The 23,224-nt window shown below is 68.7% G+C and carries 11 protein-coding genes; 8 read left to right on the forward strand and 3 right to left on the reverse strand.

The window, feature by feature from the left end; translation table 11 throughout:
- Positions 1-97: 97 nt before the first annotated feature.
- The 4 genes from ACFZB3_RS36325 to ACFZB3_RS36340 are packed head-to-tail and all read left to right on the forward strand — an operon-like array spanning position 98 to position 4,593.
- Entirely contained in the window at positions 98-2,680 is a 2,583-nt protein-coding gene (locus ACFZB3_RS36325; RefSeq protein ID WP_391383438.1) for an ATP-binding protein, read from the forward strand.
- The gene (locus ACFZB3_RS36330) at positions 2,677-3,363 is read left to right on the forward strand and encodes a response regulator (RefSeq protein WP_391383439.1); all 687 of its coding nucleotides are present in this window, start codon (positions 2,677-2,679) and stop codon (positions 3,361-3,363) included. The genes ACFZB3_RS36325 and ACFZB3_RS36330 overlap by 4 nt, the downstream gene beginning before the upstream one ends.
- Positions 3,364-3,423: 60 nt before the next feature.
- A complete protein-coding gene (locus ACFZB3_RS36335; protein WP_391383441.1) occupies positions 3,424-3,822 on the forward strand; it encodes an OB-fold nucleic acid binding domain-containing protein in 399 nt (132 codons plus the stop codon).
- A gap of 3 nt (positions 3,823-3,825) precedes the next feature.
- Complete coding sequence (locus tag ACFZB3_RS36340) at positions 3,826-4,593, forward strand: DUF3159 domain-containing protein (RefSeq protein ID WP_391383443.1); 768 nt, start codon at positions 3,826-3,828, stop codon at positions 4,591-4,593.
- A 63-nt stretch (positions 4,594-4,656) separates the two neighbouring features.
- Here ACFZB3_RS36340 and ACFZB3_RS36345 read toward each other — a convergent pair whose 3' ends face one another.
- Together ACFZB3_RS36345 and ACFZB3_RS36350 are read right to left on the reverse strand one after the other, a co-directional pair.
- Positions 4,657-5,328: a TrkA family potassium uptake protein gene (locus ACFZB3_RS36345; RefSeq protein WP_093498623.1), complete on the reverse strand. Its 672-nt coding sequence runs from the start codon at positions 5,326-5,328 to the stop codon at positions 4,657-4,659.
- A complete protein-coding gene (locus tag ACFZB3_RS36350; protein ID WP_089104280.1) occupies positions 5,328-5,999 on the reverse strand; it encodes a TrkA family potassium uptake protein in 672 nt (223 codons plus the stop codon). The genes ACFZB3_RS36345 and ACFZB3_RS36350 overlap by 1 nt, the downstream gene beginning before the upstream one ends.
- A gap of 363 nt (positions 6,000-6,362) precedes the next feature.
- On the opposite strand from ACFZB3_RS36350, the gene ACFZB3_RS36355 reads away from it, so the two are divergent.
- Complete coding sequence (locus ACFZB3_RS36355) at positions 6,363-8,408, forward strand: amino acid permease (RefSeq protein ID WP_391383446.1); 2,046 nt, start codon at positions 6,363-6,365, stop codon at positions 8,406-8,408.
- 299 nt (positions 8,409-8,707) lie between these two features.
- Positions 8,708-10,036 carry a TRAM domain-containing protein gene (locus ACFZB3_RS36360; protein ID WP_391383448.1) on the forward strand — a complete coding sequence of 443 codons (1,329 nt, stop codon included), beginning with the start codon at positions 8,708-8,710 and terminating at the stop codon, positions 10,034-10,036.
- A gap of 418 nt (positions 10,037-10,454) precedes the next feature.
- On the opposite strand, the gene ACFZB3_RS36365 is transcribed toward ACFZB3_RS36360, so the two are convergent.
- Positions 10,455-15,182: a LamG-like jellyroll fold domain-containing protein gene (locus ACFZB3_RS36365; RefSeq protein WP_391383451.1), complete on the reverse strand. Its 4,728-nt coding sequence runs from the start codon at positions 15,180-15,182 to the stop codon at positions 10,455-10,457.
- A 688-nt stretch (positions 15,183-15,870) separates the two neighbouring features.
- Between ACFZB3_RS36365 and ACFZB3_RS36370 the strand changes: the two genes are divergently transcribed.
- Positions 15,871-22,173, forward strand: coding sequence for an RHS repeat-associated core domain-containing protein (locus ACFZB3_RS36370; protein ID WP_391383453.1), 6,303 nt, complete (start codon positions 15,871-15,873; stop codon positions 22,171-22,173).
- A gap of 136 nt (positions 22,174-22,309) precedes the next feature.
- Positions 22,310-23,152, forward strand: coding sequence for a hypothetical protein (locus ACFZB3_RS36375; protein WP_391383454.1), 843 nt, complete (start codon positions 22,310-22,312; stop codon positions 23,150-23,152).
- Positions 23,153-23,224 lie beyond the last annotated feature (72 nt).

The raw sequence follows: 23,224 nt of genomic DNA on the forward strand, positions 1-23,224 counted from the left end.
AAGATGCCCGCCGCCGGGGTCCCTGCGCCGTTCGCCCGGATTGTTGGCCGTAAGGTCGACGCTGCGTTGACGGCAGTTGCAGGAAGACAATAGGACCATGGCACGCGGCAAGCTTCGAATCTATCTCGGTGCGGCACCGGGCGTGGGCAAGACCTACGCCATGCTCTCCGAGGCGCACCGGCGGGTGGAGCGGGGCACCGACTGCGTGGTCGCCTTCGTCGAGCACCACGACCGGCCGCGCACCGAGGTGATGCTGCACGGCCTGGAGCAGATCCAGCGCAAGGAGCTGGAGTACCGGGGTGCCGTGTTCACGGAGATGGACGTGGACGCCGTCCTGCACCGGGCCCCGGCCGTCGCCCTGGTGGACGAACTCGCCCACACCAACGTCCCCGGCTCCCGCAACGCCAAGCGCTGGCAGGACGTCGAGGAGCTGCTCGCCGCCGGGATCGACGTCGTCTCCACCGTCAACATCCAGCACCTGGAATCGCTCGGCGACGTCGTCGAGTCCATCACGGGCGTGCGCCAGCGCGAGACGGTGCCCGACGAGGTGGTACGGCGCGCGGACCAGATCGAGCTGGTCGACATGTCGCCCCAGGCGCTGCGCCGGCGCATGGCGCACGGCAACATCTACCAGTCCGACAAGGTCGACGCGGCCCTGTCCAACTACTTCCGGCCGGGCAACCTCACCGCCCTGCGCGAGCTGGCGCTGCTGTGGGTGGCCGACCGGGTCGACGAGTACCTGAAGCAGTACCGCAGCGAGCACCAGGTCTCGGCGATCTGGGGCTCCCGGGAGCGGATCGTCGTCGGGCTCACCGGCGGACCCGAGGGGCGGACGCTGATCCGGCGGGCCGCCCGGCTCGCCGAGAAGGGCGCCGGCGGCGAGGTGCTCGCCGTCTACATCTCCCGCAGCGACGGCCTGACCTCGGCCTCCCCGAAGGAACTCGCCGTCCAGCGCACCCTGGTCGAGGACCTCGGCGGCACCTTCCACCACGTCGTCGGCGAGGACATACCCGCGGCCCTGCTCGACTTCGCGCGCGGCGTCAACGCCACCCAGATCGTCCTCGGCTCCTCGCGCCGCAAGGCCTGGCAGTACGTCCTCGGACCCGGCGTCGGCGCCACCGTCGCCCGCGAGTCCGGACCCGACCTGGACGTCCACATCGTCACCCACGGCGAGGCCGGCAAGGGCCGCGGACTGCCGGTGGCCCGGGGCGCCCGGCTCGGCCGGGGCCGGATCATCGCGGGCTGGCTGGTCGGACTGGCCGGCCCCGTCGCCATGGCGCTGCTGCTGAACACCGTCGACCTCGGCCTCGCCAACGACATGCTGCTGTTCCTGACCCTCACGGTCGCGGCCGCGCTGCTCGGCGGGCTCTTCCCGGCACTGGCCTCGGCGGCCTTCGGGTCGCTGCTGCTGAACTACTTCTACACCCCGCCCCTGCACCGGCTGACCATCGCCGACCCGAAGAACATCGTGGCCATCGTGATCTTCTTCGGGGTCGCGCTCTCCGTCGCCTCGGTCGTGGACCTCGCCGCCCGCCGCACCCACCAGGCGGCCCGGCTGCGCGCCGAGTCGGAGATCCTCTCCTTCCTGGCCGGCAACGTGCTGCGCGGCGAGACCAGCCTGGAGGAGCTGCTCGAACGGGTCCGGGAGACCTTCGGCATGGAGTCCGCCGCCCTCCTGGAGCGGGCGGGCGACGTCGAGCCGTGGAGCTGCGCCGGGCGGGCCGGCTTCGGACCCGCGCTGGAGCGGCCCGAGGACGCCGACGTCGACATGCCGATAGGCGACCACATGGCCCTCGCGCTGACCGGCCGGGTGCTGCCCGCCGAGGACCGCCGGGTGCTCGCCGCCTTCGCCGCCCAGGCCGCCGTCGTACTGGACCGCAGGCGCCTCCAGGAGGAGGCCGAGCGGGCCCGCGCGCTCGCCGAGGGCAACCGGATCCGCACCGCCCTGCTGGCCGCCGTCAGCCACGACCTGCGCACCCCGCTGGCCGGCATCAAGGCGGCGGTCACGTCGCTGCGCTCGGACGACGTGGACTGGTCCGAGGAGGACCGGGCCGAGCTCCTCGAAGGCATCGAGGAGGGCGCCGACCGGCTGGACCACCTCGTCGGCAACCTGCTCGACATGTCCCGGCTGCAGACCGGCACCGTCACCCCGATCGTCCACGAGACCGACCTCGACGAGGTGGTCCCGATGGCGCTGGTCGGGGTACCGGACGGCAGCGTGGACCTGGACGTCCCCGAGACCCTGCCGATGGTCGAGGCCGACGCCGGACTCCTGGAGCGGTCGGTGGCCAACCTGGTCGAGAACGCCGTCAAGTACAGCCCGCCCGACCGGCCCGTGCTGGTCTCCGCCAGCGCCATCGCGGACCGGGTGGAGGTGCGGATCGTGGACCGCGGGCCGGGCGTGCCCGACGAGGCAAAGGAACGCATATTCGAGCCCTTCCAGCGCTACGGTGACGCTCCGCGCGGCGCCGGGGTCGGACTCGGACTCGCGGTCGCCCGGGGCTTCGCGGAGGCGATGGGCGGCACCCTGAACGCCGAGGACACGCCCGGCGGCGGGCTCACCATGGTCCTCAGCCTCCGCGCGGCAGGATCGGTCACCGAAGCGGCACGAGCCGTGGCGGAACGCGTGGCGGAACCCGTGGCAGAACCCTTGGCAGAACCGGAAAGGCAGGCCTCATGACCCGTGTGCTCGTGGTCGACGACGAGCCGCAGATCGTGCGCGCCCTCGTGATCAACCTCAAGGCGCGCAAGTACGAGGTCGACGCGGCCCCCGACGGCCGTACCGCCCTCGAACTGGCCGCCTCCCGCCACCCCGACGTGGTCGTCCTCGACCTCGGCCTGCCCGACATGGACGGCGTCGAGGTGATCAGGGGGCTGCGCGGCTGGACCCGGGTGCCGATCCTGGTCCTCTCCGCCCGCCACTCCTCCGACGAGAAGGTCGAGGCGCTCGACGCGGGCGCCGACGACTACGTCACCAAGCCCTTCGGCATGGACGAGCTGCTGGCCCGGCTGCGGGCCTCCGTCCGCCGCGCCGAGCCCGTCGCCGGGGGCGCCGAGGACGACGTCCTGGTGGAGACCGAGGGGTTCACCGTCGACCTGGCCGCGAAGAAGGTCAACCGGGCGGGCCGGGACGTCCGGCTCACCCCGACCGAGTGGCACCTCCTGGAGGTGCTGGTGCGCAACACCGGGCGGCTGGTCAGCCAGAAGCAGCTGCTGCAGGAGGTGTGGGGGCCGTCGTACGGGACGGAGACCAACTACCTGCGCGTGTACATGGCACAGCTGCGCCGGAAGCTGGAGGCGGACCCGTCGCACCCGAAGCACTTCATCACGGAGCCGGGGATGGGGTACCGGTTCGAAAAGTGAGGCGGGTCGCGAAGTGAGCTGGACTACGGCGGTGTCGGTGTGCCCCGGTACGCTTCAGACATGAGTGCTGTTCCCCGTTCGGAAAAGCCGGCCGGCCGGTTCCGGCGCATGCTCGACCGGCTCTCCTCGTCCCAGGAGGACCTGGAGTCGGAGGAGCTGCGCGAGGACGCCGACACGGCGGGCTGCGTCCGGATCGGCGACTGCCACGACCGGCAGATCGTCACCGTTACTGGTACCTTGCGCACGGTCACCCTGCGGCCGCGCGCCGGAGTCCCGGCCCTGGAGGCCGAGCTGTTCGACGGCTCCGCCGCGCTGGACGTGGTGTGGCTCGGCAGGCGCTCCATCGTCGGCATAGAACCGGGGCGCAGGCTGATCGCATCGGGCCGGATCTCGCTGAGCCGGGGCCGCCGGGTGCTGTTCAATCCCAAGTACGAACTGAGACCCCTCGGTAGGGAGTAGCCGGTGACGTCGCTCGACAAGCCGACCGAAGACACGCAGGCGGAGGACGCCCGGGCGGAGGACGCGCGGGCGGTGACCGAGGCCGCGCTCTTCGAGGCGTTCGGCGGTGTCCGGGGCATGGTCGAGACGGTCCTGCCCGGCCTGCTCTTCGTCACGATCTTCACCATCAACAAGGACCTGCACTGGTCGGCGATCGCCGCCCTCGCGGTCTCCGTGGTGCTGGTCGTGGTCCGCCTCGCCATGCGGGACACCGTCAAGCACGCCTTCAGCGGCGTCTTCGGCGTCGCCTTCGGTGTCGTCTTCGCGATGATGACCGGCAACGCCAAGGACTTCTACCTCCCCGGCATGCTCTACACGCTGGGCCTGGCGCTGGCGTACATCATCACGACCCTGTGCGGGGTCCCGCTGATCGGCCTGATCCTCGGCCCGGTCTTCAAGGAGAACCTCTCCTGGCGCACCCGCAACCCCGGCCGCAAGAAGGCGTACGCCAAGGCCAGCTGGGCGTGGGGCCTGATCCTGCTCGCCAAGTGCGCGATCCTCTTCCCGCTCTACTGGTGGGCGAACACCGCCCAGCTCGGCTGGGTGCTCGTCGCGCTGAAGATCCCGCCGTTCCTGCTCGCGGTCTGGCTCACCTGGGTCTTCCTCGCCAAGGCGCCGGCGCCTATCGACGTGTTCGCGGAGATGGAGGCGGCGGAGAAGGCCGAGGAGGAGCGCAAGGCGGCGCTCGCCGCGGAGAGCGGTGAGCCGTCCGCCGGGCGCCACCGCAAGTAGCCCCGCACGTGAGAAGGGCGCCCTCCGCAGCGGAGGGCGCCCTTCTTGACGTTCACGCCCGCGTCAGCCGTCTTCCCGCCGTACCGACAGCAGGTCCTCCAGCTGCTCCTCACGGGCCTGGGCCGCCACGAACAGCAGCTCGTCGCCCGCTTCCAGGGAGTCCTCCTTGGACGGGGTGAGGACCCGGGTGCCGCGGATGATCGTGACCAGGGAGGTGTCCTCGGGCCACTCCACGTCGCCGACCTGGGTGCCGGCCAGGGCCGACTCCTCTGGCAGCGTCAGCTCCACCAGGTTCGCGTCGCCGTGGCTGAAGCGCAGCAGGCGCACCAGGTCGCCGACCGACACCGCCTCCTCCACCAGGGCCGACATCAGGCGCGGCGTCGAGACGGCGACGTCCACGCCCCAGGCCTCGTTGAACAGCCACTCGTTCTTGGGGTTGTTGACCCGGGCGACGACGCGCGGAACTCCGTACTCCGTCTTCGCGAGCAGCGAGACGACCAGGTTCACCTTGTCGTCGCCGGTCGCGGCGATCACGACGTTGCAGCGCTGCAGCGCCGCCTCGTCGAGGGAGGTGATCTCACAGGCGTCGGCCAGCAGCCACTCCGCCTGCGGGACCCGCTCCACCGAGATGGCGGTCGGGGCCTTGTCGATCAGCAGGACCTCGTGGCCGTTCTCCAGCAGCTCGCCCGCGATCGAGCGGCCGACGGCACCGGCCCCGGCAATGGCGACCCTCATCAGTGACCGCCCTCCTCTTCCGGACCCCCGGCGAACGCGGCCTCGACCTTGTCGACGTCGTCCGTCCGCATCATCACGTGCACCAGGTCGCCCTCCTGCAGGACCGTCTGCGAGGTGGGCAGCATGGCCTCGCCGAGCCGGGTCAGGAACGCGACCCGGACCCCGGTCTCCTCCTGGAGCTTGCTGATCTTGTGCCCGACCCACTTCGGGGAGGCGTGCACCTCGGCGAGCTGCACCCCGCCGGTGGGGTCGCGCCACAGCGGCTCGGCACCCGAGGGCAGCAGCCGGCGCAGCATCTGGTCGGCGGTCCAGCGGACCGTGGCGACGGTCGGGATGCCCAGGCGCTGGTAGACCTCGGCGCGCCGGGGGTCGTAGATCCGGGCCGCCACGTTCTCCACGCCGAACATCTCGCGGGCGACGCGCGCGGAGATGATGTTCGAGTTGTCACCGCTGGAGACGGCGGCGAAGGCGCCGGCCTCCTCGATGCCCGCCTCGCGCAGGGTGTCCTGGTCGAAGCCGACTCCGGTGACCCGACGGCCGCCGAAGCCGGGGCCCAGCCTGCGGAAGGCGGTGGGGTCCTGGTCGATCACGGCGACCGTGTGCCCCTGCTGCTCCAGGGTCTGGGCGAGAGCGGAACCCACTCTGCCGCAGCCCATGATGACGATGTGCACGACCGTCCTTCCGGTGTCCAAAAGTTACTGCTCAGCCCCATCAGGTTCTCAGACCGAGGCCCAAGCTACACACGCACCGTCCGAGCCGGGCACCCCTGTGCCCCGCTCATCGCCTAGTGATGCTGCGCACGCTCCACGCGGTGAGGATTCCGAGGCCGACGAGGGCGACCGTGGCACCGATCAGCTCTGCGGTCGCGGGCATGGGACCTCCGAAGTGCGAAGACAGGCGGGGTCTGCCATCTAGGCACGGATCGGACGTAAGCTGCGGAATCCGCAGTTCCAGCCGTCACCTTTTTCACTCGGGAGGCAGATCCCGTACTGCGGCTGGAGACCTGCCAGGTGGAAGGCCTACGATCCTCTCTCGTGTCCAAACTGACCGACGTGCCCAAACGGATCCTGATCGGGCGGGCTCTGCGCAGTGACCGGCTGGGCGAAACGCTCCTGCCGAAGCGCATCGCCCTCCCCGTCTTCGCTTCCGACCCGCTGTCCTCCGTCGCCTACGCGCCGGGGGAGGTCCTGCTGGTCCTGTCCATCGCGGGCGTGTCGGCGTACCACTTCAGCCCCTGGATCGCCGTCGCGGTCGTCGTGCTGATGTTCACGGTGGTCGCCTCCTACCGGCAGAACGTGCACGCCTACCCGAGCGGCGGCGGCGACTACGAGGTCGCCACCACCAACCTCGGCCCCAAGGCGGGCCTGACCGTCGCCAGCGCGCTGCTCGTCGACTACGTCCTGACCGTCGCCGTCTCCATCGCCTCCGGCATCGAGAACCTCGGCTCCGCGATCCCCTTCGTCGTCGAGCACAAGGTGCTGTGCGCGGTCACCGTGATCGTGCTGCTCACGCTGATGAACCTGCGCGGCGTCAAGGAGTCCGGCAAGCTCTTCGCGATCCCGACGTACGTGTTCGTCGGCGGCGTCTTCATCATGATCGCGTGGGGTGCGTTCCGGGGGCTGGTCCTCGGGGACACGATGCGCGCCCCGACCGCGGACTACCACATCAAGGCCGAGCACCAGGGACTGGCGGGCTTCGCCCTGGTCTTCCTCCTCCTGCGCGCCTTCTCCTCCGGCTGTGCGGCGCTCACCGGTGTCGAGGCGATCTCCAACGGCGTCCCCGCCTTCCGCAAGCCCAAGTCGAAGAACGCGGCGACCACGCTGGCCGCGATGGGCCTGCTCGCCGTCACCATGTTCTGCGGCATCATCGCGCTCGCCGCGGTCACCAAGGTCCGCATGGCCGAGAACCCGGCCACCGACCTGATCCACAACGGCGTCGCGCTGGGCTCCGGCTATGTCCAGAACCCGGTGATCTCCCAGGTCGCCGAGGCCGTCTTCGGCAAGGGCAGCTTCCTGTTCGTCGTGCTGGCCGCGGCCACCGCCCTGGTCCTCTTCCTCGCCGCGAACACCGCGTACAACGGCTTCCCGCTGCTCGGCTCGATCCTCGCCCAGGACCGCTACCTGCCGCGCCAGCTGCACACCCGCGGCGACCGCCTCGCCTTCTCCAACGGCATCGTGCTCCTCGCCGGCGCCGCCGCCCTGCTCACGGTCATCTACGGCGCCGACTCGACCCGCCTGATCCAGCTGTACATCGTCGGCGTCTTCGTGTCCTTCACGCTCAGCCAGACCGGCATGGTCCGGCACTGGAACCGCCACCTGGCGGTGGAGAAGGACCCCGCCAAGCGCAGCCACATGATCCGCTCCCGCGCGATCAACGCGTTCGGCGCCTTCTTCACCGGCCTGGTCCTGGTCGTCGTCCTGGTCACGAAGTTCACCCACGGCGCCTGGGTGGCGCTGCTCGGCATGTGCATCTTCTACGCCACGATGACCGCGATCCGTAAGCACTACGACCGCGTCTCCGAGGAGATCTCGGCCCCCGAGGAGCCCGACGACGACCTCGTCCGCCCGTCCCGCGTCCACTCGGTCGTCCTCATCTCCAAGATCCACCGCCCCACCCTGCGCGCCCTGGCCTACGCCAAGCTCATGCGCTCGGACACCCTGGAGGCGCTCACCGTCAACGTCGACCCGGCGGAGACGAAGGCGCTGCGCGAGGAGTGGGAGCGGCGCGGGATAGACGTACCGCTGAAGGTCCTCGACTCGCCGTACCGCGAGATCACCCGGCCGATCATCGAGTACGTGAAGGGCCTGCGCGCCCAGTCCCCGCGGGACGCGGTCTCCGTGATCATCCCGGAGTACGTGGTCGGCCACTGGTACGAGCACATCCTGCACAACCAGAGCGCGCTGCGCCTCAAGGGCCGGCTGCTGTTCACGCCCGGCGTGATGGTGACGTCGGTGCCCTACCAGCTGGTGTCCTCGGAGGCGGCGAAGAACCGGGCGCGCAAGCGCCAGGAGTGGAACGCGCCCGGCGCGGTCCGGCGCGGTCCGGCGGAGCACCGGCCCAAGGAGCACAGCGGCGGCTGACGGGGCGGGGAGCGCGGGCCGCACGGAGGGAGGGCGGTCGTTTCCGACGGCGGGCGGTCGTCTCCGGCGGAGGGGCCGTCTCCGGCGGAGGGGCCGTCTCCGGCGGAGGGGCCGTCTCCGGCGGAGGGGCCGTCTCCGGCGGAGGGGCCGTCTCCGGTGGAGGGGCCGTCTCCGAGGGGGACCGTCTCCGCCCCCCCCGGTGCGGACACGGCAGGCACCGGCGACCACGTAGACTGGTGGGCTGTCGTCGGCCCCCGCCCGGGCCGTTTCCCTCCCCCTTGATCTGGAGTCACCCCGCCATGCAGGCAGAACCGAAGAAATCGCTGGTGGGGACGGAGTACGAGGTCGAGGTCGGCCCGGTCGCGCACGGCGGGCACTGCATCGCCAGGACCGCCGAGGGCCAGGTGCTGTTCGTCCGGCACGCCCTGCCCGGTGAGCGGGTCGTGGCCCGGGTGACCGAGGGCGAGGAGGGGGCCCGCTTCCTGCGCGCGGACGCGGTGGACATCCTGGACGCGTCCAAGGACCGGGTGCCGGCCCCCTGCCCCTACGCCGGCCCCGGCCGCTGCGGCGGCTGCGACTGGCAGCACGCCAAGCCGGGCGCCCAGCGCCGGCTCAAGGGCGAGGTGATCGCCGAGCAGCTCCAGCGGCTCGCGGGCCTCACGCCCGAGGACGTCGGCTGGGACGGCACGGTGATGCCCGCCGAGGGTGACAAGCTGCCGGCCGGCGAGGTGCCGCAGTGGCGCACGCGCGTGCAGTACGCCGTCGACGCCGACGGCAACGCGGGACTGCGCCGGCACCGCTCGCACGAGGTGGAGCCGATCGAGCACTGCATGATCGCGGCACCGGGCATCACCGAGCTGGGCATCGAGGAACGCGACTGGTCGGGCATGGTCTCGGTCGACGCGATCGCCGCGACGGGCTCCCAGGACCGCATGGTCATCCTGGAACCGCGGCCCGGCGCCCGCCTCCCCCTCGTCGAACTCGACAGGCCCGTCTCGGTGATGCGGGTCGACGAGCACGACGGCGGCATCCACCGCGTCCACGGCCGCGCCTTCGTCCGCGAACGCGCCGACGGCCGCACCCACCGGGTCGGCAGCGGCGGCTTCTGGCAGGTCCACCCGAAGGCGGCGGACACCCTGGTCACCGCCGTCATGCAGGGCCTCCTCCCGCGCAAGGGCGAGATGGCGCTCGACCTCTACTGCGGCGTCGGCCTCTTCGCCGGCGCCCTCGCCGACCGCCTCGGCGAGAAGGGCGCGGTCCTCGGCATCGAGTCCGGCAAGCGCGCGGTGGAGGACGCCCGCCACAACCTCGCCGACTTCCCGCGGGTCCGCGTCGAACAGGGCAAGGTCGAGTCGGTCCTCCCGCGCACGGGCATCACGGAGGTCGACCTCATCGTCCTCGACCCGCCCCGCGCGGGCGCCGGCCGCAACACGGTCGCCCACCTGGCGTCGCTGGGCGCCCGCCGCATCGCCTACGTGGCCTGCGACCCGGCAGCACTCGCCCGCGACCTGGCGTACTTCCGGGACGGGGGGTACCGGGTGCGGACACTGCGGGCGTTCGACCTGTTTCCGATGACGCATCACGTGGAGTGCGTGGCGATTCTGGAGCCTGCAGCAAAGGCCATCTGAACTGCGCGTTCGTGGATCCGATAGGTCTGCTCGACCTCTTGTGGAGTGCCGAGCGGGTGCACCGTGTGGAGTGCGGTGTAGTGCCTGAACCTGTCACCGATGCGAGGGTGATGAGGCATCACCTGGAGTGCGTGACGATCTCGGAACCCGTCGCCCGATGCTCCGGAGCGCTGTCTTATAGATCGACCCGGCATCCCGGATGAAGCGGGCTGGTGGCAGCTCGGCGTTGGCCGGCGTGGACGCATGGCAATGTGCGGGCGATCGACCCCTTGAGCCAGCTTCCGAAGATACCGGCTCTGCGTGATGGTCAGGAGGCCAGTCAGGACGAGCAGAGGCCTCAGCAGAACTTGGGGCTCATGTGGTTCACCGCCGTGGGTGCTCCTGGCTGTCGGGCCGGGAGCACCCACGGCGGGAGCGGTCAGGGGATTTGTTGGTAGAGGGCGGTCACCTGGTTGGGGGTGAGGGCGTAGTTCCAGGCCTGGACGGTGCTGATCAGGCCGGGGAAGAAGTCGGTGTTGCTGCCGTTGTAGAGGCTGCGGCCGATGGTGAAGGTGTTGGCGGCGTTCCAGGAGGTGACGCCGGTGGCAGCGGCGGCGAGGGTGCCGTTGACGTAGAGCTGGGCGGTCTTTGTGGTGGCGTCGTAGGTGCCGACCAGGTGGGTCCAGGTGTTGGCGGCGGCTGCTGTGGTCGACTCGGCGACGGTGAAGGCCGGGTTGGCGGTGTCGGTGTTGGCGAAGGTGAGGGCCCATCGCGGGCTGTCGGTGTCCGCGTAGTCGTACTGGAGGGAGAAGGGGCTGTTCTGGGTGCCGTCCTGGGCTGCGACGGTGGCGTTGCGGGTGGGCAGTGAGGAGGGTTTCACCCATGCCGAGACGGAATAGCTGCCGGTGGTGTTGAGTGCTGGGCCGCTGCCGGCGGCGTAGCCGGTGGTGCCGTCGAAGGTGAGGGCTTCGCCGCGGGTGGTGTCGTTGGTCCAGGTGGTGGTGCCGTTGAGGGTGAGGGTGTTGCTGCCGACGCCGGTGGTGTCGTTGACGGTGTAGGGGGTGTCGGTGGGGGCGGTGTCGTTGGCGATGGTGAAGCCGTCGCCGTCGTCGAGGGCCCAGGTGTCGTGGGGGGAGAGGATGGCGAGGGTTTCGGCGGCGTATCCGGAGTTGGTGAGGTTGACGTGGTCTCCGGTGTCGGCGGCCGTGGCGAGTTTGTTCTCGCCGTTGCCGGTGTCGGGTACGGCGAGGGCGGTGTCGAAGTCTGCGAAGTAGACCGGCGGGGTGGACCAGGGGCTGCCGAGGTCCATGTCGTCGAGCCAGCCGTTGACGTCGGTGCGGTTGGCGTCGACGGTGCTGGTGCAGGGGTCGTTGGCGGCGGCACCGTCGCCGGCGAAGCCATCGCAGGGGGTGAGGGAGGTCAGGGTGGTGGAGATGCCCCAGCCCTGGAGTTGTTGGACGAGGGCGGTGTAGCCGTTGGCTTCCAGGTCGTCCGGAGTGCTGCCGCCGAGGAGATCTTCGAGCCCTTCGTAGACCACGACGCTGCTGATGCCGGGCTGGTCGAGGATGTCGCGGTCGATGCGGGAGAGTGCTGAGGGGCCGCCGAGGGTTTTGGCGTTGTAGGTCTGGGGGTTGTCGGTCATGAGGTCGTTGGACTCGATGCCCTCGGCGATGGTGCCGTAGGGGCTGGGGGTGGTGGGTTCGGCGCCTTCCAGGGTGTCGGAGACGCGGCTTCCGCTGGCGACGGGGGTGGTGTTGGGCTGGAAGGCGTCGACGAGTCCGTCACCGAGCACTGCTTGGGTCGGGGTGTGGCTGGTGGTGACGTCGACGTTGGTGACGAGGTCGGTGAACCAGCCCTGGAGGGTTCCGGTGCTGCCGTCGAAGGGTGTGCCGGTGGTGTCGGTGGTCTTGTCCCCGGCGCCGACGGTGGTGACGTACTGGTAGGCGTTGTTGGCGAACGAGTGCTGGACCAGATACGGCACGGAGTTGCTGAGTTGGTAGGAGACCAGGAGGTAGTGGTTGGCGGTGACAGGGAAGGTGAGCGGGTCGCTGTAGACGGAGGCGCCCACGGGGATGGTGACCGACTGGCTGCCGCCGAAGGTGAGGGTGGTGGGGGTGGCGGTGGGTACGGCAGAGGGGCCACCGGACGCGGAGTCCTGGGCGATGGTGGCGTGGCCGATGGACAGCTTGCTCGTGCCGAGGGCGTTGTCGAGCTTGATGCGGACGGTGTTGCCGGAGATCGAGGCGGGGAGGGCGATACGGAACGTCTGGTTGGAGAAGTTGGCGCCCTGGAAGTTGTACTGGCCCTCGTTGGGGTTGGCCCAGGCGCCGGTCCAGCTCTGGCTGGCCGGTGCGGCGGCGGTGGTGCCGGTGGCCTCAGGGGTGCCGGTGGTGGTGTTGCGGGTGGCCATGCTGAAGATGTGCAGCGACTGGGTGTGGTAGCCGATGTGATTGCCCACATCGGGCAGCGTCACCGAGGCGATGGTCTTGGCCGGGTCGATGGGTACGGAGAAGGCGAAGAGCCGGTGCGGGGAGGCTGCCTGTCCCGCGACGTCGTTGCGGTGCGGCAGGACCACGGCGGCGATGACGTCGTTGCTGACGCTCCAGTTGGGGACGGTCAGGTCGTATTTCGCGGTGGTGCCGTCGGTGTAGGTGATGGTGCCGGTGGCCGCGCAGGCTCCCGCCGGGTCGGTGCCGTTGAAGCAGTAGGAACCGCTCACCGGGGTGCCGGCCGGGACGTAGGGGGCGGTGTCGTCATTGGCGATGGCGCCGGGCGTGGACAGGCCGGAGTAGGTGGATGTGGCGAGGAAGTTCAGGGCGCTGCCGGATCCGCTGTAGGGGATGGTCTGGTTGGCGGCCAGAACGTTGTCTTTTTGTCCGGAGCCGAACGCGGGCAGGGTGAAAGTGGCGCCGTTGACGGTGACTTTGCCGCCGCTGGCCCAGCCTGCCGTGGTGAGGTCGGTGGCGGAGAAGCTGTCGCCGACGCCGTCGATGTCGGCCTGGCCGGGGTTGGCGTCGGCGCTGATGGCGGTGTTGTTGAAGCACGCGGAGAGGCTGGTGCAGGTGGTGCTGTTCGGGTCTCCGGTGGCCAGGAACGGGTAGCCGGTGGCGCCGGAGTCGTCGCCCGCGGCGTCCACGGCGTACACCCACAGGGTGTGCGGGCCGGGGGAGTAGGGGGTGATGGTCACCGCGGCGGCGTTGCTCGAAGCGGTGACGACCTGGGAAGCGGGCGGGGTGCTGGTGGCGGGCGGTACGTCGACGGAGTAGACGAACTTCGTCGCGGCGGCCCCGCCGCTGGTGGCCAGGTTGAAGGTGCCAGTGGTGCCAGCCGCGGCGCCTGCGCTCCCGTCGTTGTCGGTGTTGGGGTAGAGGTTGTTCTTCGACGTGACGGTGGGGGCGCTCGGCGCGGTGGGTTCGGCGACGAAGTGGCAGGTCGGGGACTGGGTGTAGGAGGTGGAGTCCTCACCGTCGGTGACCTTGACCTGCCAGTCCACGATCTGGCCGCTGGTCAGCGAGTTGATGAAGCTCGACGGCAGGCTGTAGGCGGCGTAGGAGCCGCTGGCCAGGTTGTCGCCGCTGAGTCCGGTGTGCAGGGTGGTGGAGCCGTTGATCCAGTACTGGAAGGTCGCCTGCAGTTTGTCGCTGTCGGCATCGGAGACCTTCGCCCGCAGTACGGGTGGGGTGCTGGCGATGGTCTTGCCCATGAACGGGTAGTCGGGGCCGGTGGTGTCGCACGCCGCGTCGTCCGCGCCGGCGACCGCTGCCATCGTCGACTTGGAGGGCACGGACGGCGGGAGGTTGTAGAAGATCTCCAGGCTGGGGTTGTGCGAGAAGCGGGAGAAGCCGCCGTCGTCGTGGCCGGCCTCGGCGGAGTCCTCGCTGAGTGTGGCGGTGAAGGTGGCGGAGTGACCGGCGGCGTTGTGCTTGATCGGCGTGAGCACGTTCAGCCCGTGGGTCACCGAACCGTTCGAGGGGCAGTACGTGGGGTTGTAGGCGCGGGCGTAGCCGGCGGAGGTGGAGTAGCTGTTGTAGCCGGGCCGGTTGCTCCAGTCGGTGCCCGACCCGATGCCTCCGGACCAGTGCAGGTTGACGGTGTAGGAGCTGGAGCAGGACGCGGAGTAGATCTCGGTGGCGTTGACGGTGGCGCTGTTGATGTGCGCGCCGAAGATGGTGGAGGACAGCTTCCACTGGTAGATCGCGTGTTCTTTGCCTGTGTAGCAGGAGCCTTCCTGCCAGCCGTTGTAGCCGACCCCCAGGTATCCGTCGTCGGCGAGTGCGCCGGTCTGGTTGTAGAAGGACTTGTTGGGGCAGCCCTGTTTGACCTCGTCGAAGGCCGGGGCGGCGGGATCGTAGGGATGCCAGTTGAAGGTGGGGTCGATATAGACCGGGAACACCGTGGAGTGGGCCTTCAGCATCCGCGCGTCCGGCACGAGGGACAGCTGCGAGGCGGACACCTTCGTGGCGACCGGCGCCTCACGCGCGGCCAGTCCGGGGTGTGCGGCGTCCGAGGAGTCCGCGGCGACCTTGGCCGTGCCTGCCGTACGCGCCTTCTTGGCGGCCGGTTTCGGCAGCACGGTGTTGGAGTCCCACATCAGTGGGCTGGCAGCGTCCATGAGGTTCCGGCCGCGGGTGTCCCGCAGTGCGAGGTTGTCCGCGCTGCCCCTGGTCAGGCGGCCGCCGGTCACCTGGGTGCCCAGACGCAAGGTGGCCAGCGCCGGGTTCCGGGCGGCGGCAGGGGACTTGACGACCAGGGTGTCGGTGAAGCCTCCTGCTGCGGTGGCTGAGACCACCAGGTCCACCGAGGGCAGCACGGACCGGTACGTCGCTGATCCGCCCTTGACGACGGGAGCGGGCAGCGTGCCCGGCCAGGAGACGGCCATGCTCACGCCGTCGTAATGGGTGGTGGCTAATGGGGCGTGGCCGCCGCCGGAGAAGGACACCGTGCCGTACGCGGTCGCGGCCGGGGACCAGGTGCCGTCACCGTTGTGATGCAGTGTCATGTCGACGGCGACCCAGCTGCCGCGCTGCTGGGTCCGCACGGGCTCGGGGTTGGCCGACAACTGGAATCCGCCGCCGGGACTGGCGGTCACCTGCTGGACGGGGGTCGTCAACGAGCTGACCATGACGGCCTTCCCGGTCTCCCGGGCGGTCGCCGCAGCGGTCTCCATCGCTTCGAGCTGAGCGGCTGACGGGCCGTAACCGTTCGGCAGCTGCGGCAGATCCGATGGCTCGGGCGTGTCTTCGGCGACCGGGGCGGATGCGCCGGAGGAGTAGACGGCCGTGCCCCCAGGGGCGTCGGCATACGCAGGGGAAAGGCTTGCTGTGGCGGCGACCAGGGCAAGCACGGCGGTAACCGCGGCTCTGCTCCGGCCGGTGGTTCTGCGTGCGGCGGGTATGTGGTGCCATCGCATGGGGAGATCCACCTCTGTCTGATGACCTGAAGATCCAGTGCTTCACGACGCTAGGAGTCCGCCGTTGTCCGTGAACAGAGGGGCGGGGTGGCTGGAGGCGATCATTCCGCCCAATTGGCCGCGGAATGTTGTCATGTAAGCGACGTAAAGGTCCAGTCATGACTTGATTGAAGGGTTCGTTGAAGGTCAATGGGTGGGTAGCGTCCGCTCGGATCGAGTGATCTTTGTGGACACCGAGGGGCGGGACGCTGTGGTTTCTGGTAGACGCCGGGGCAGCAAGGCGGTCCGAGCGAGCCTGGCCGCACGCGCGTGGCTGGGCCGCGTTGCACTGCGCGCCCCCACCGCGGCTCTCGCCACGATGGCGTTATGCGCCGGAGTCCTACAGGCAACCCCGGCCGCCGCGGCCAGTCAGCATCAGGCGCCCACCCCCGCCCATGACAAACCGGTGCCGGTCACCGCTGTGGCCTCGCGCTACCACCAGCCCAAACCCATGCCGGCCTACCGGCCCCCGCACATCTCATGGCCCTCCGGTACGGCGAAGGTCACCCTGAGCGGGGCCGGGACGAAATCGAAGCAGGCATCCGGCGCGGCGATACGTGCCGGGTCGCTCCCGGTGTGGATAGGCCCGGCGAAGACCGCAGCCGCGGCGAAGCGCAACGCCGGGCAGGCCGGGAGAACCACGGCCGCCACTCCACCGGCCGTCGGCGTGCGAGTGCTGACCCGCAGCAAGGCGAGCGCCGCAGGCGTGAACGGCGTCCTGCTGGGCCTGGATCGCAACGACGGCAGCAACGTCGAAAGCCGGGTCGGCCTCAAGCTGGACTACTCGGCGTTCACTGCCGCCTTCGGCGCCGACTGGGCTTCCCGCCTGCACCTGGTCACGCTGCCCGCGTGCGCTCTGACCACGCCCCGGCTGGCCCGCTGCCGCACCGAGACACCGCTCACGTCCGCGAACGACAGCACCGCGCACCGGCTGAGCGCGGACGTCACCTTCCCCGCGGCGAAGAGCAGCACCGTGACGGAACAGGCGTCGGTGGTGGTGGCGGCGACCTCGTCGGCGGGCGGAGGTGGCGGCGACTACTCGGCGACGTCGCTGAAGCCGTCCGGAACGTGGCAGGCGGGCGGCAGCACGGACGCCTTCAACTGGTCCTACCCCATCGACACGCCGGCGGTACCGGGCGGGCTCGAACCGAAGATCTCGCTGGACTACAACTCGCAGTCCCAGGACGGTCTGACTTCCTCCACGAACAACCAGGCCTCCTGGATCGGCGACGGCTTCGAGTACAGCCCCGGCTACATCGAGCGGTCGTACCAGTCGTGCCACGAGAACCCGGCCGGCACGACCAAGACCCAGGACAACTGCTGGTCCAGCAACAACACGATCACCCTGTCCCTGGGCGGCCAGTCCACCACCCTGGTCAAGGACGACACCACCGGCGACTGGCACGCCCAGGACGACTCCGGCGACCGGGTGCAGTACAAGACCGGAGCCACCAACGGGGCCCAGAACGGCGAGTACTGGGTCGTCACCACGGACGATGGCACCCAGTACTACTTCGGGCAGAATCAACTGCCGGGCTACGCCAGCGGGAACACGGCCACCAACTCGGTATGGACCGAGCCGGTCTACGCCACCGCCTCCGGCCAGCCCTGCTACAACGCGACGTTCGCCAACTCCTGGTGCCAGCAGGCCTACCGCTGGAACCTCGACTACGTTGTCGACGCCCACCAGGACACGGTCTCGTACTTCTACACCACCGAGACCAACTACTACGCCCGCGACCTGGGCACCACCGCCAACACTTCCTACATTCGCGGCGGTTACCTCAACAAGATCATGTACGGGCAGCGGGCCGGTGCGGTGTACTCCACCTCACCGGCCGGCCAGGTCACCTTCTCCGTCAACGGCCGCTGCTCCACCTCCGCCGCCGGCTGTGCGACCTCGGGCCTGTCCTCCTCGACCGCGGCCAACTGGCCCGACGTCCCGTACGACCTCAATTGCGCGAGTGGCGCGTCGTGTTCGGTCAACTCCCCGACCTTCTGGTCGGAGTACGAACTCACCGGCATCCAGACCCAGGCCCTGGTCGGCACCACCGAGACCAACGTCGACTCCTGGACCTTCACCCACTCCTTCCCGGCCACCGGCGACTCCACCACCGCCTCCCTGTGGCTGTCCTCGATCGTCCGTACCGGGCAGGACACCAGCGCCGGAGGCTCTACCGCCTCCATCTCCACCCCCGCTGTCACCCTCACCGGCACGGCGCTGTCCAACCGCGTCAACGTCACCGACGGCTATCCGCCGATCACCCGCCACCGGCTCAACACCATCACCACGGAGACGGGCGGCATCATCAACGTCGCCTACTCCTCGGCGGCCTGCGCCTCCGGAACCCCGAGCGACCCGAGCCAGAACACCAAGCTGTGCTACCCGGCCTACTGGACCCCGGACGGCCAGACCACACCGATCCAGGACTGGTTCAACAAGTACATCGTCACCGGCGTCACCCAACAGGACCCGACGGGCGGCGGCGTCAACGACACCATCGCCACCCACTACACCCCCGTGGGCACCCCCGCCTGGCACTACGACGACAACCCGCTCACCCCGTCCGACCAGCGCACCTGGAACCAGTGGCGCGGCTACCAGGGCATGAAGGTCACCACCGGAACCGCACCGGACCCGGTCACCGAGACCGACTACACCTACTTCCGGGGCATCGACGGTGACACCCTGCCGGGCGGCGGCACCCGGTCGGCGACGGTCACCGACTCCCGGGGCGACACGGGCATCGCCGATCTCGACCAGTACGCGGGAACGACGTACGAGACGATCGGCTACAACGGCTCGGGCAGCGGCAAGGTCGTCACCGACACCATCGCCGACCCCTGGACGTCCGCCGCGACCGCCACCCACACGGTGGGCGGCGGCCTCCCGGTCCAGCACGCCTACTTCACCGGCGACAGTAAGCAGCGCGTGTACACCTCCCTGTCCTCCGGCGGCACCCGGGAGACCGAGACCGACTACACCCACGACTCTCGCGGACGCGTCAACCAGACGGATGACCTGGGCGACGTCTCCACCGCCGCGGACGACCTCTGCTCCACGACCACCTTCGCGGACAACACCACCGCATGGATCCTGAACGCGCCGGACGAGGAAACGACGGTCGCGGTGAAGTGCTCGGCCACTCCATCGCTGCCGGCCGACGCGGTCTCCGACACCCGTACCTACTACGACCTCTCCACCGCGTTCGGTACCGCCCCCACCACCGGCGACACCACCATGGTGCAGCAGGCCACCGCCTACACCGGCTCCACGCCCACCTTCACCACGATGGCCACCAGCACGGTGGACCAGTACGGGCGCACCCTGACGGCCACCGATGCGGACAACCGCAAAACCTCCACCGTCTACACCCCGACCACCGGCGCGGAGCCCACCTCGGTCACCGTCACCGACCCGCTCACCTACACGACGACCACCACCTACGACGCACTTCGTGAGCTGCCGTTGAAGTCCACCGACGCCGGCGGATACGTGACGACGGAGCAGTACGACGCGTTGGGCCGGCTGACCGCCGTGTTCAAGCCGGGCATATCATCAGCTATCTACAAGGACTCCTACGGCCTGTCCAACAGCGCGCCCTCGGTGGTCACCACCCAGACCCTCAACGACGACGGCACCTACCGCACCAGCGAAGTCCTCTACGACGCACTGCTGCGTACCCGGGAGGCCCAGACCGGAACCGTGGACGGTGGCCGGCTCGTCACCGACACCGTCTACAACACCGATGGCCTGACCGCCAAGACCACCGACCCCTACTACACCACCGGCGCCCCCGGCTCCACCCTGGTCCAGGCGCAGGACGGGCAGATCCCCTCCGAGACCGGCTTCGCGTACGACGGCGCGGGACGTCAGACCGCCGCCGTCTCCTACGCCCTCGGCACGGAAACATGGCGGACCACCACCGCCTACGGCGGCAACGTCACCACCACCGTCCCCCCGGCCGGCGGCACCGCCAAGAGCGTCCTGACCGATGCGCGCGGCAGGACCACGGACCTGTACGAGTACCACGCAGGCGCTGCGGCGGACCCGGTCAACGACCCGGCCTCGGACTACTCCGACACCCACTACACCTACTTCCCCAGCGGGAAGCAGGCCACCGAGACCGATGCCGCCGGGAACTCCTGGTCCTGGACGTACGACCTGCTCGGCAACCAGACCTCCGCCACCGACCCGGACACCGGAACCTCGCACTCGACGTACGACAACGCCGGCCAGCTCCTGACGGTGACGGACGCCCGCAGCAAGCAGACCACGTACACCTACGACAAGGACGGCCGGAAGACCTTCGCCTACGACACCACCGGCGGCGCGGCCACCTCCACCGGCGATGAGATCGCTGCCTGGACCTACGACACCCTGAAGAAGGGGTACCCGACCTCGTCAGTCTCCTACCAGAAGGGCACCACCAGCCCGTCGGTGGCGAACGCGGTCCTGGCCTACAACGGCTTGGCCAAACCCGCGGCCAGCAAGGAGACTCTGGCGAACCTGCCCTCCAACACGGCCGCCCTCGCCCCCGCCGCCGGCTACACCACCAGCTACAGCTACACCCTCACCGGAAACGTCGCCTCCCAGGGCGACCCTGCCTCCGGCGGCCTGCCCGCCGAGACCGTCAACTACGGATACGACACCTACGGCCGGCCCACCAGCGCCGGCAGCGACGGTGCCACCGCCTCCTGGGACTACGTCACGGCCGTCGGCTACTCCGAGTACGGCCAGCCCCTCCAGTACACCATGGGCCCCTCCGGCTCCTGGGTCGCGCTGTCCCTCACCTACGACCCACAGACCCGGGCGCTGACCGACGCCAAGACCACCGACGCCACCGCCGCCACGGTCGTCGACGACACCAGTTACACCTACAGCGGCAGCGGCGTGTCCGCCGGAGCGGGCCTGGTCACCTCCACCACCGACAAGCAGAGTGGTGGCGCCGTCACCGACACCCAGTGCTACCAGCACGACTACGCCACCCGCCTGTCCGCGGCCTGGACCGCGACCGACCAGTGCGCCGCCATTCCCACCCCTGGCAGCAGCGCGTCCGTCGGCGGCCCGAACGCGTACTGGCAGAGCTGGACCTACGACGAGGCCGGCGACCGCAAGACCCAGACAGACCACGACACCTCGGGGACCACGGCCGACGACACCACGACCACCTACAACTACCCGCCCCAGGGCTCGGCCACCGACCAGCCCCACACCCTCACCAGCACCACCGCGACCGGTCCCGACGCCGCCAGGAACACCGCGTCCTACACCTACGACCTGTCCGGTGACACCGGCACCATCACCGGGGGCGCTACCGGTGACCAGAGCCTGGTCTGGAACGACCAGGGCAAGCTGGCCACCGACACCACCAGCGCCGGTACCACAAGCTACCTCTACGACACCGACGGCAATGTGGTGCTGCGCACCGATCCGGGGCAGGCCACGCTCTTCCTGGGCGACGAGCAACTCGTGGAGAACACCTCCACCTCGGCCCTGTCCGGCACCCGCTACTACTCGATCGGTGGTACGACGGTCGCCGAGCGGTCCAGCACCGGTGACATCCAGTACCTGATCCCCGACCGGCAGGGCACGGACAGCCTGGCCGTCGACTACCAGACCCTGACCGCCACCCGCCGCCAGTACCTGCCCTTCGGCGGCACCCGCGGTACCGCACCCACCACCTGGCCCGGCGACAAGGGCTATATCGGCGGCACCCCGGACCCGGCCACGAGCCTGGAGAACCTCGGCGCCCGCGAATACGACCCGGCCAACGGCCGTTTCCTGTCCGCCGACCCGGTCCTGGAATCCACCGATCCCACCCAGCTCGCCGGGTACGACTATTCCGGCAACAACCCGACCACCGGGTCCGACCCGACCGGCCTGGACAACTGGTGGGCCGACCCCACCATGAACAAGCCCGTGGTGCCTGGTGCTCCGCCCATCTCACAGGACCTCGCCAATGCCCAGGGCTTCGGTGACCTCTGCAACGCGCACAACTGCTCCGACTACTCGCCGTACAAGAAGCCCAGTTTCAAGCGCAAGCTCATCAATGCGATCCAGGACTACGAGCGCAAGGAACAGCAGCAGAAGTCGAAGCTGCACCAGTGGTGGCAGAGCCTGAAGAACTACGGCCACGCCATCCTCGACAACGGTCCGAACCTGGTCATCCACGCAGGTGAGACGGCCCTGGGGATCTTCATCACCAACGTCGGGGCCGACGTGGCCGGCGGCGGGGTCGTCATCTGTCTCTCCGGCATAGGCTGCCTCGTGGGAGCCCCGGCCGCAGCGGCCGGAGTCGCCACAGCCGCAGGCGGCGCCGCGCTGGCGGGCTACGGCACGAAGGGCCTCGCCGACGACATCAACAAAGTATTCAACGAAGCCGATAGTTCGGCGAGCGGGCCCAGACTCTCAGACCCTAATCCTGTACCGGCGAAGATCCGTGAACAATATGAAGAGATAATTACAGGTGGAGGAACGCCTCGACTTGACGATGATGGGGTACAAAAAATTTGGACGGGCAACAGGAAAAATGTCCCCCCAGCCGTGAAACGGAGATGGGGTGGATCTACGGAATGGGAGGTCCCTGGTGCACCGAGTGATGAATGGAGAATCCTTCGAAATCCAAGTGGGCAACTTGGTTACACCACGGACCATTATTCAAGTATCAAGCTATTCCCCGGCCCGTGGTATCCGGATGGCGGCTGACGGCCGCATGCAAGGACCCACCGGATTCTTGTGTAGGGTATTGGCTCGCTAGCAAGGCAAGCGGTCGTCTGCTTCTAGCGCAGGCGGCCGCGTGTTATCTTGATTGTTATCCTGAGTTCGTATTGGAGTAAGAGGTATGACTAGCCCTCGCGGAAGCCTCCAGAGGTTTTCTATTGTTGACGATGAAGATGGTTCAGAATTGGGTAGATTTGCCGAGTTGGATGGCTTCTTCGTAGGGAATAGGAGCGCTTATGCTGATTTTGAAGAGTGGGACGGTGAATCCATTAATAGGTTGAATTTCGAAGTTATCGGATTGATTCTGAATCATCCTTTGTTCCGCGGGGCGGAGAGCGGTTCGCACAGAAAGAGAAAAATCGGCAACGTTATGATTCGGGTTCTTGGATCTGACGGGGATGGTATTGGTGAGTATTTTGTAGGCTCGGCGGAGATCGGTGGATTTTCGGCTACTGAGGGAGGTGCTGTTCGTGCAGCCATCACGGGAACGGTCGACAAAGTTCCGAGTGTTGGCGCCGGAGGAGTATGGGACATCTGGCGGCAGCATCCGCCGGAGTTCAAGAATGCTTGGTCCGACCTGCCTGTAGGGGAGCGAGAAGGATGGCTTGAAGTAGTGCGGATGTATCATCCGAATACTTCGACCAGGGTGTCGGATAATCCTGCAACGGGTGCATTCGTGCTCGATGGTAGATATGTGGAGGACCTGGCTAGTTTTTATTTGGCGGTCGGAGAAGCTGTAAATGGGGCAGGGGGATACTTTGGGTCGACGCTTATGGCCCTTGAGGATTGCTTGATGGGAGGGTACGGCGCGAGCGCACCGTTCACGCTCGTATGGGAGAGGTTTGAGGTGGCCCAAAGGTTCCTTGCGGGGAGATTTGTGGAGACTGGCGATGGTCGGGCATCTTATCTGGATATAATTATGGAGATCTTTTCGGGTGCGAGAGTCGAAGTAGTGAGGTCGTAGCCGACTCTCTCTTTGGTATTTTGAAATCGCTCGATTTTGCCGACTTCTTAATTAGTGAGTCTTTTTAACTTC

The sequence above is a fragment of the Streptomyces sp. NPDC008092 genome, assembly GCF_042957285.1.
GTDB lineage: Bacteria > Actinomycetota > Actinomycetes > Streptomycetales > Streptomycetaceae > Streptomyces.

What these genes read in the sequence shown, in the direction of transcription:
- ACFZB3_RS36325 (WP_391383438.1), top strand. Translation starts at nt 98, where the DNA reads ATGGCACGCGGCAAGCTTCGAATCTATCTCGGTGCGGCACCGGGCGTG.
- ACFZB3_RS36330 (WP_391383439.1), top strand. Translation starts at nt 2,677, where the DNA reads ATGACCCGTGTGCTCGTGGTCGACGACGAGCCGCAGATCGTGCGCGCC.
- ACFZB3_RS36335 (WP_391383441.1), top strand. Translation starts at nt 3,424, where the DNA reads ATGAGTGCTGTTCCCCGTTCGGAAAAGCCGGCCGGCCGGTTCCGGCGC.
- ACFZB3_RS36345 (WP_093498623.1), bottom strand. Translation starts at nt 5,328, where the DNA reads ATGAGGGTCGCCATTGCCGGGGCCGGTGCCGTCGGCCGCTCGATCGCG.
- ACFZB3_RS36360 (WP_391383448.1), top strand. Translation starts at nt 8,708, where the DNA reads ATGCAGGCAGAACCGAAGAAATCGCTGGTGGGGACGGAGTACGAGGTC.
- ACFZB3_RS36365 (WP_391383451.1), bottom strand. Translation starts at nt 15,182, where the DNA reads ATGGAGACCGCTGCGGCGACCGCCCGGGAGACCGGGAAGGCCGTCATG.
- ACFZB3_RS36375 (WP_391383454.1), top strand. Translation starts at nt 22,310, where the DNA reads ATGACTAGCCCTCGCGGAAGCCTCCAGAGGTTTTCTATTGTTGACGAT.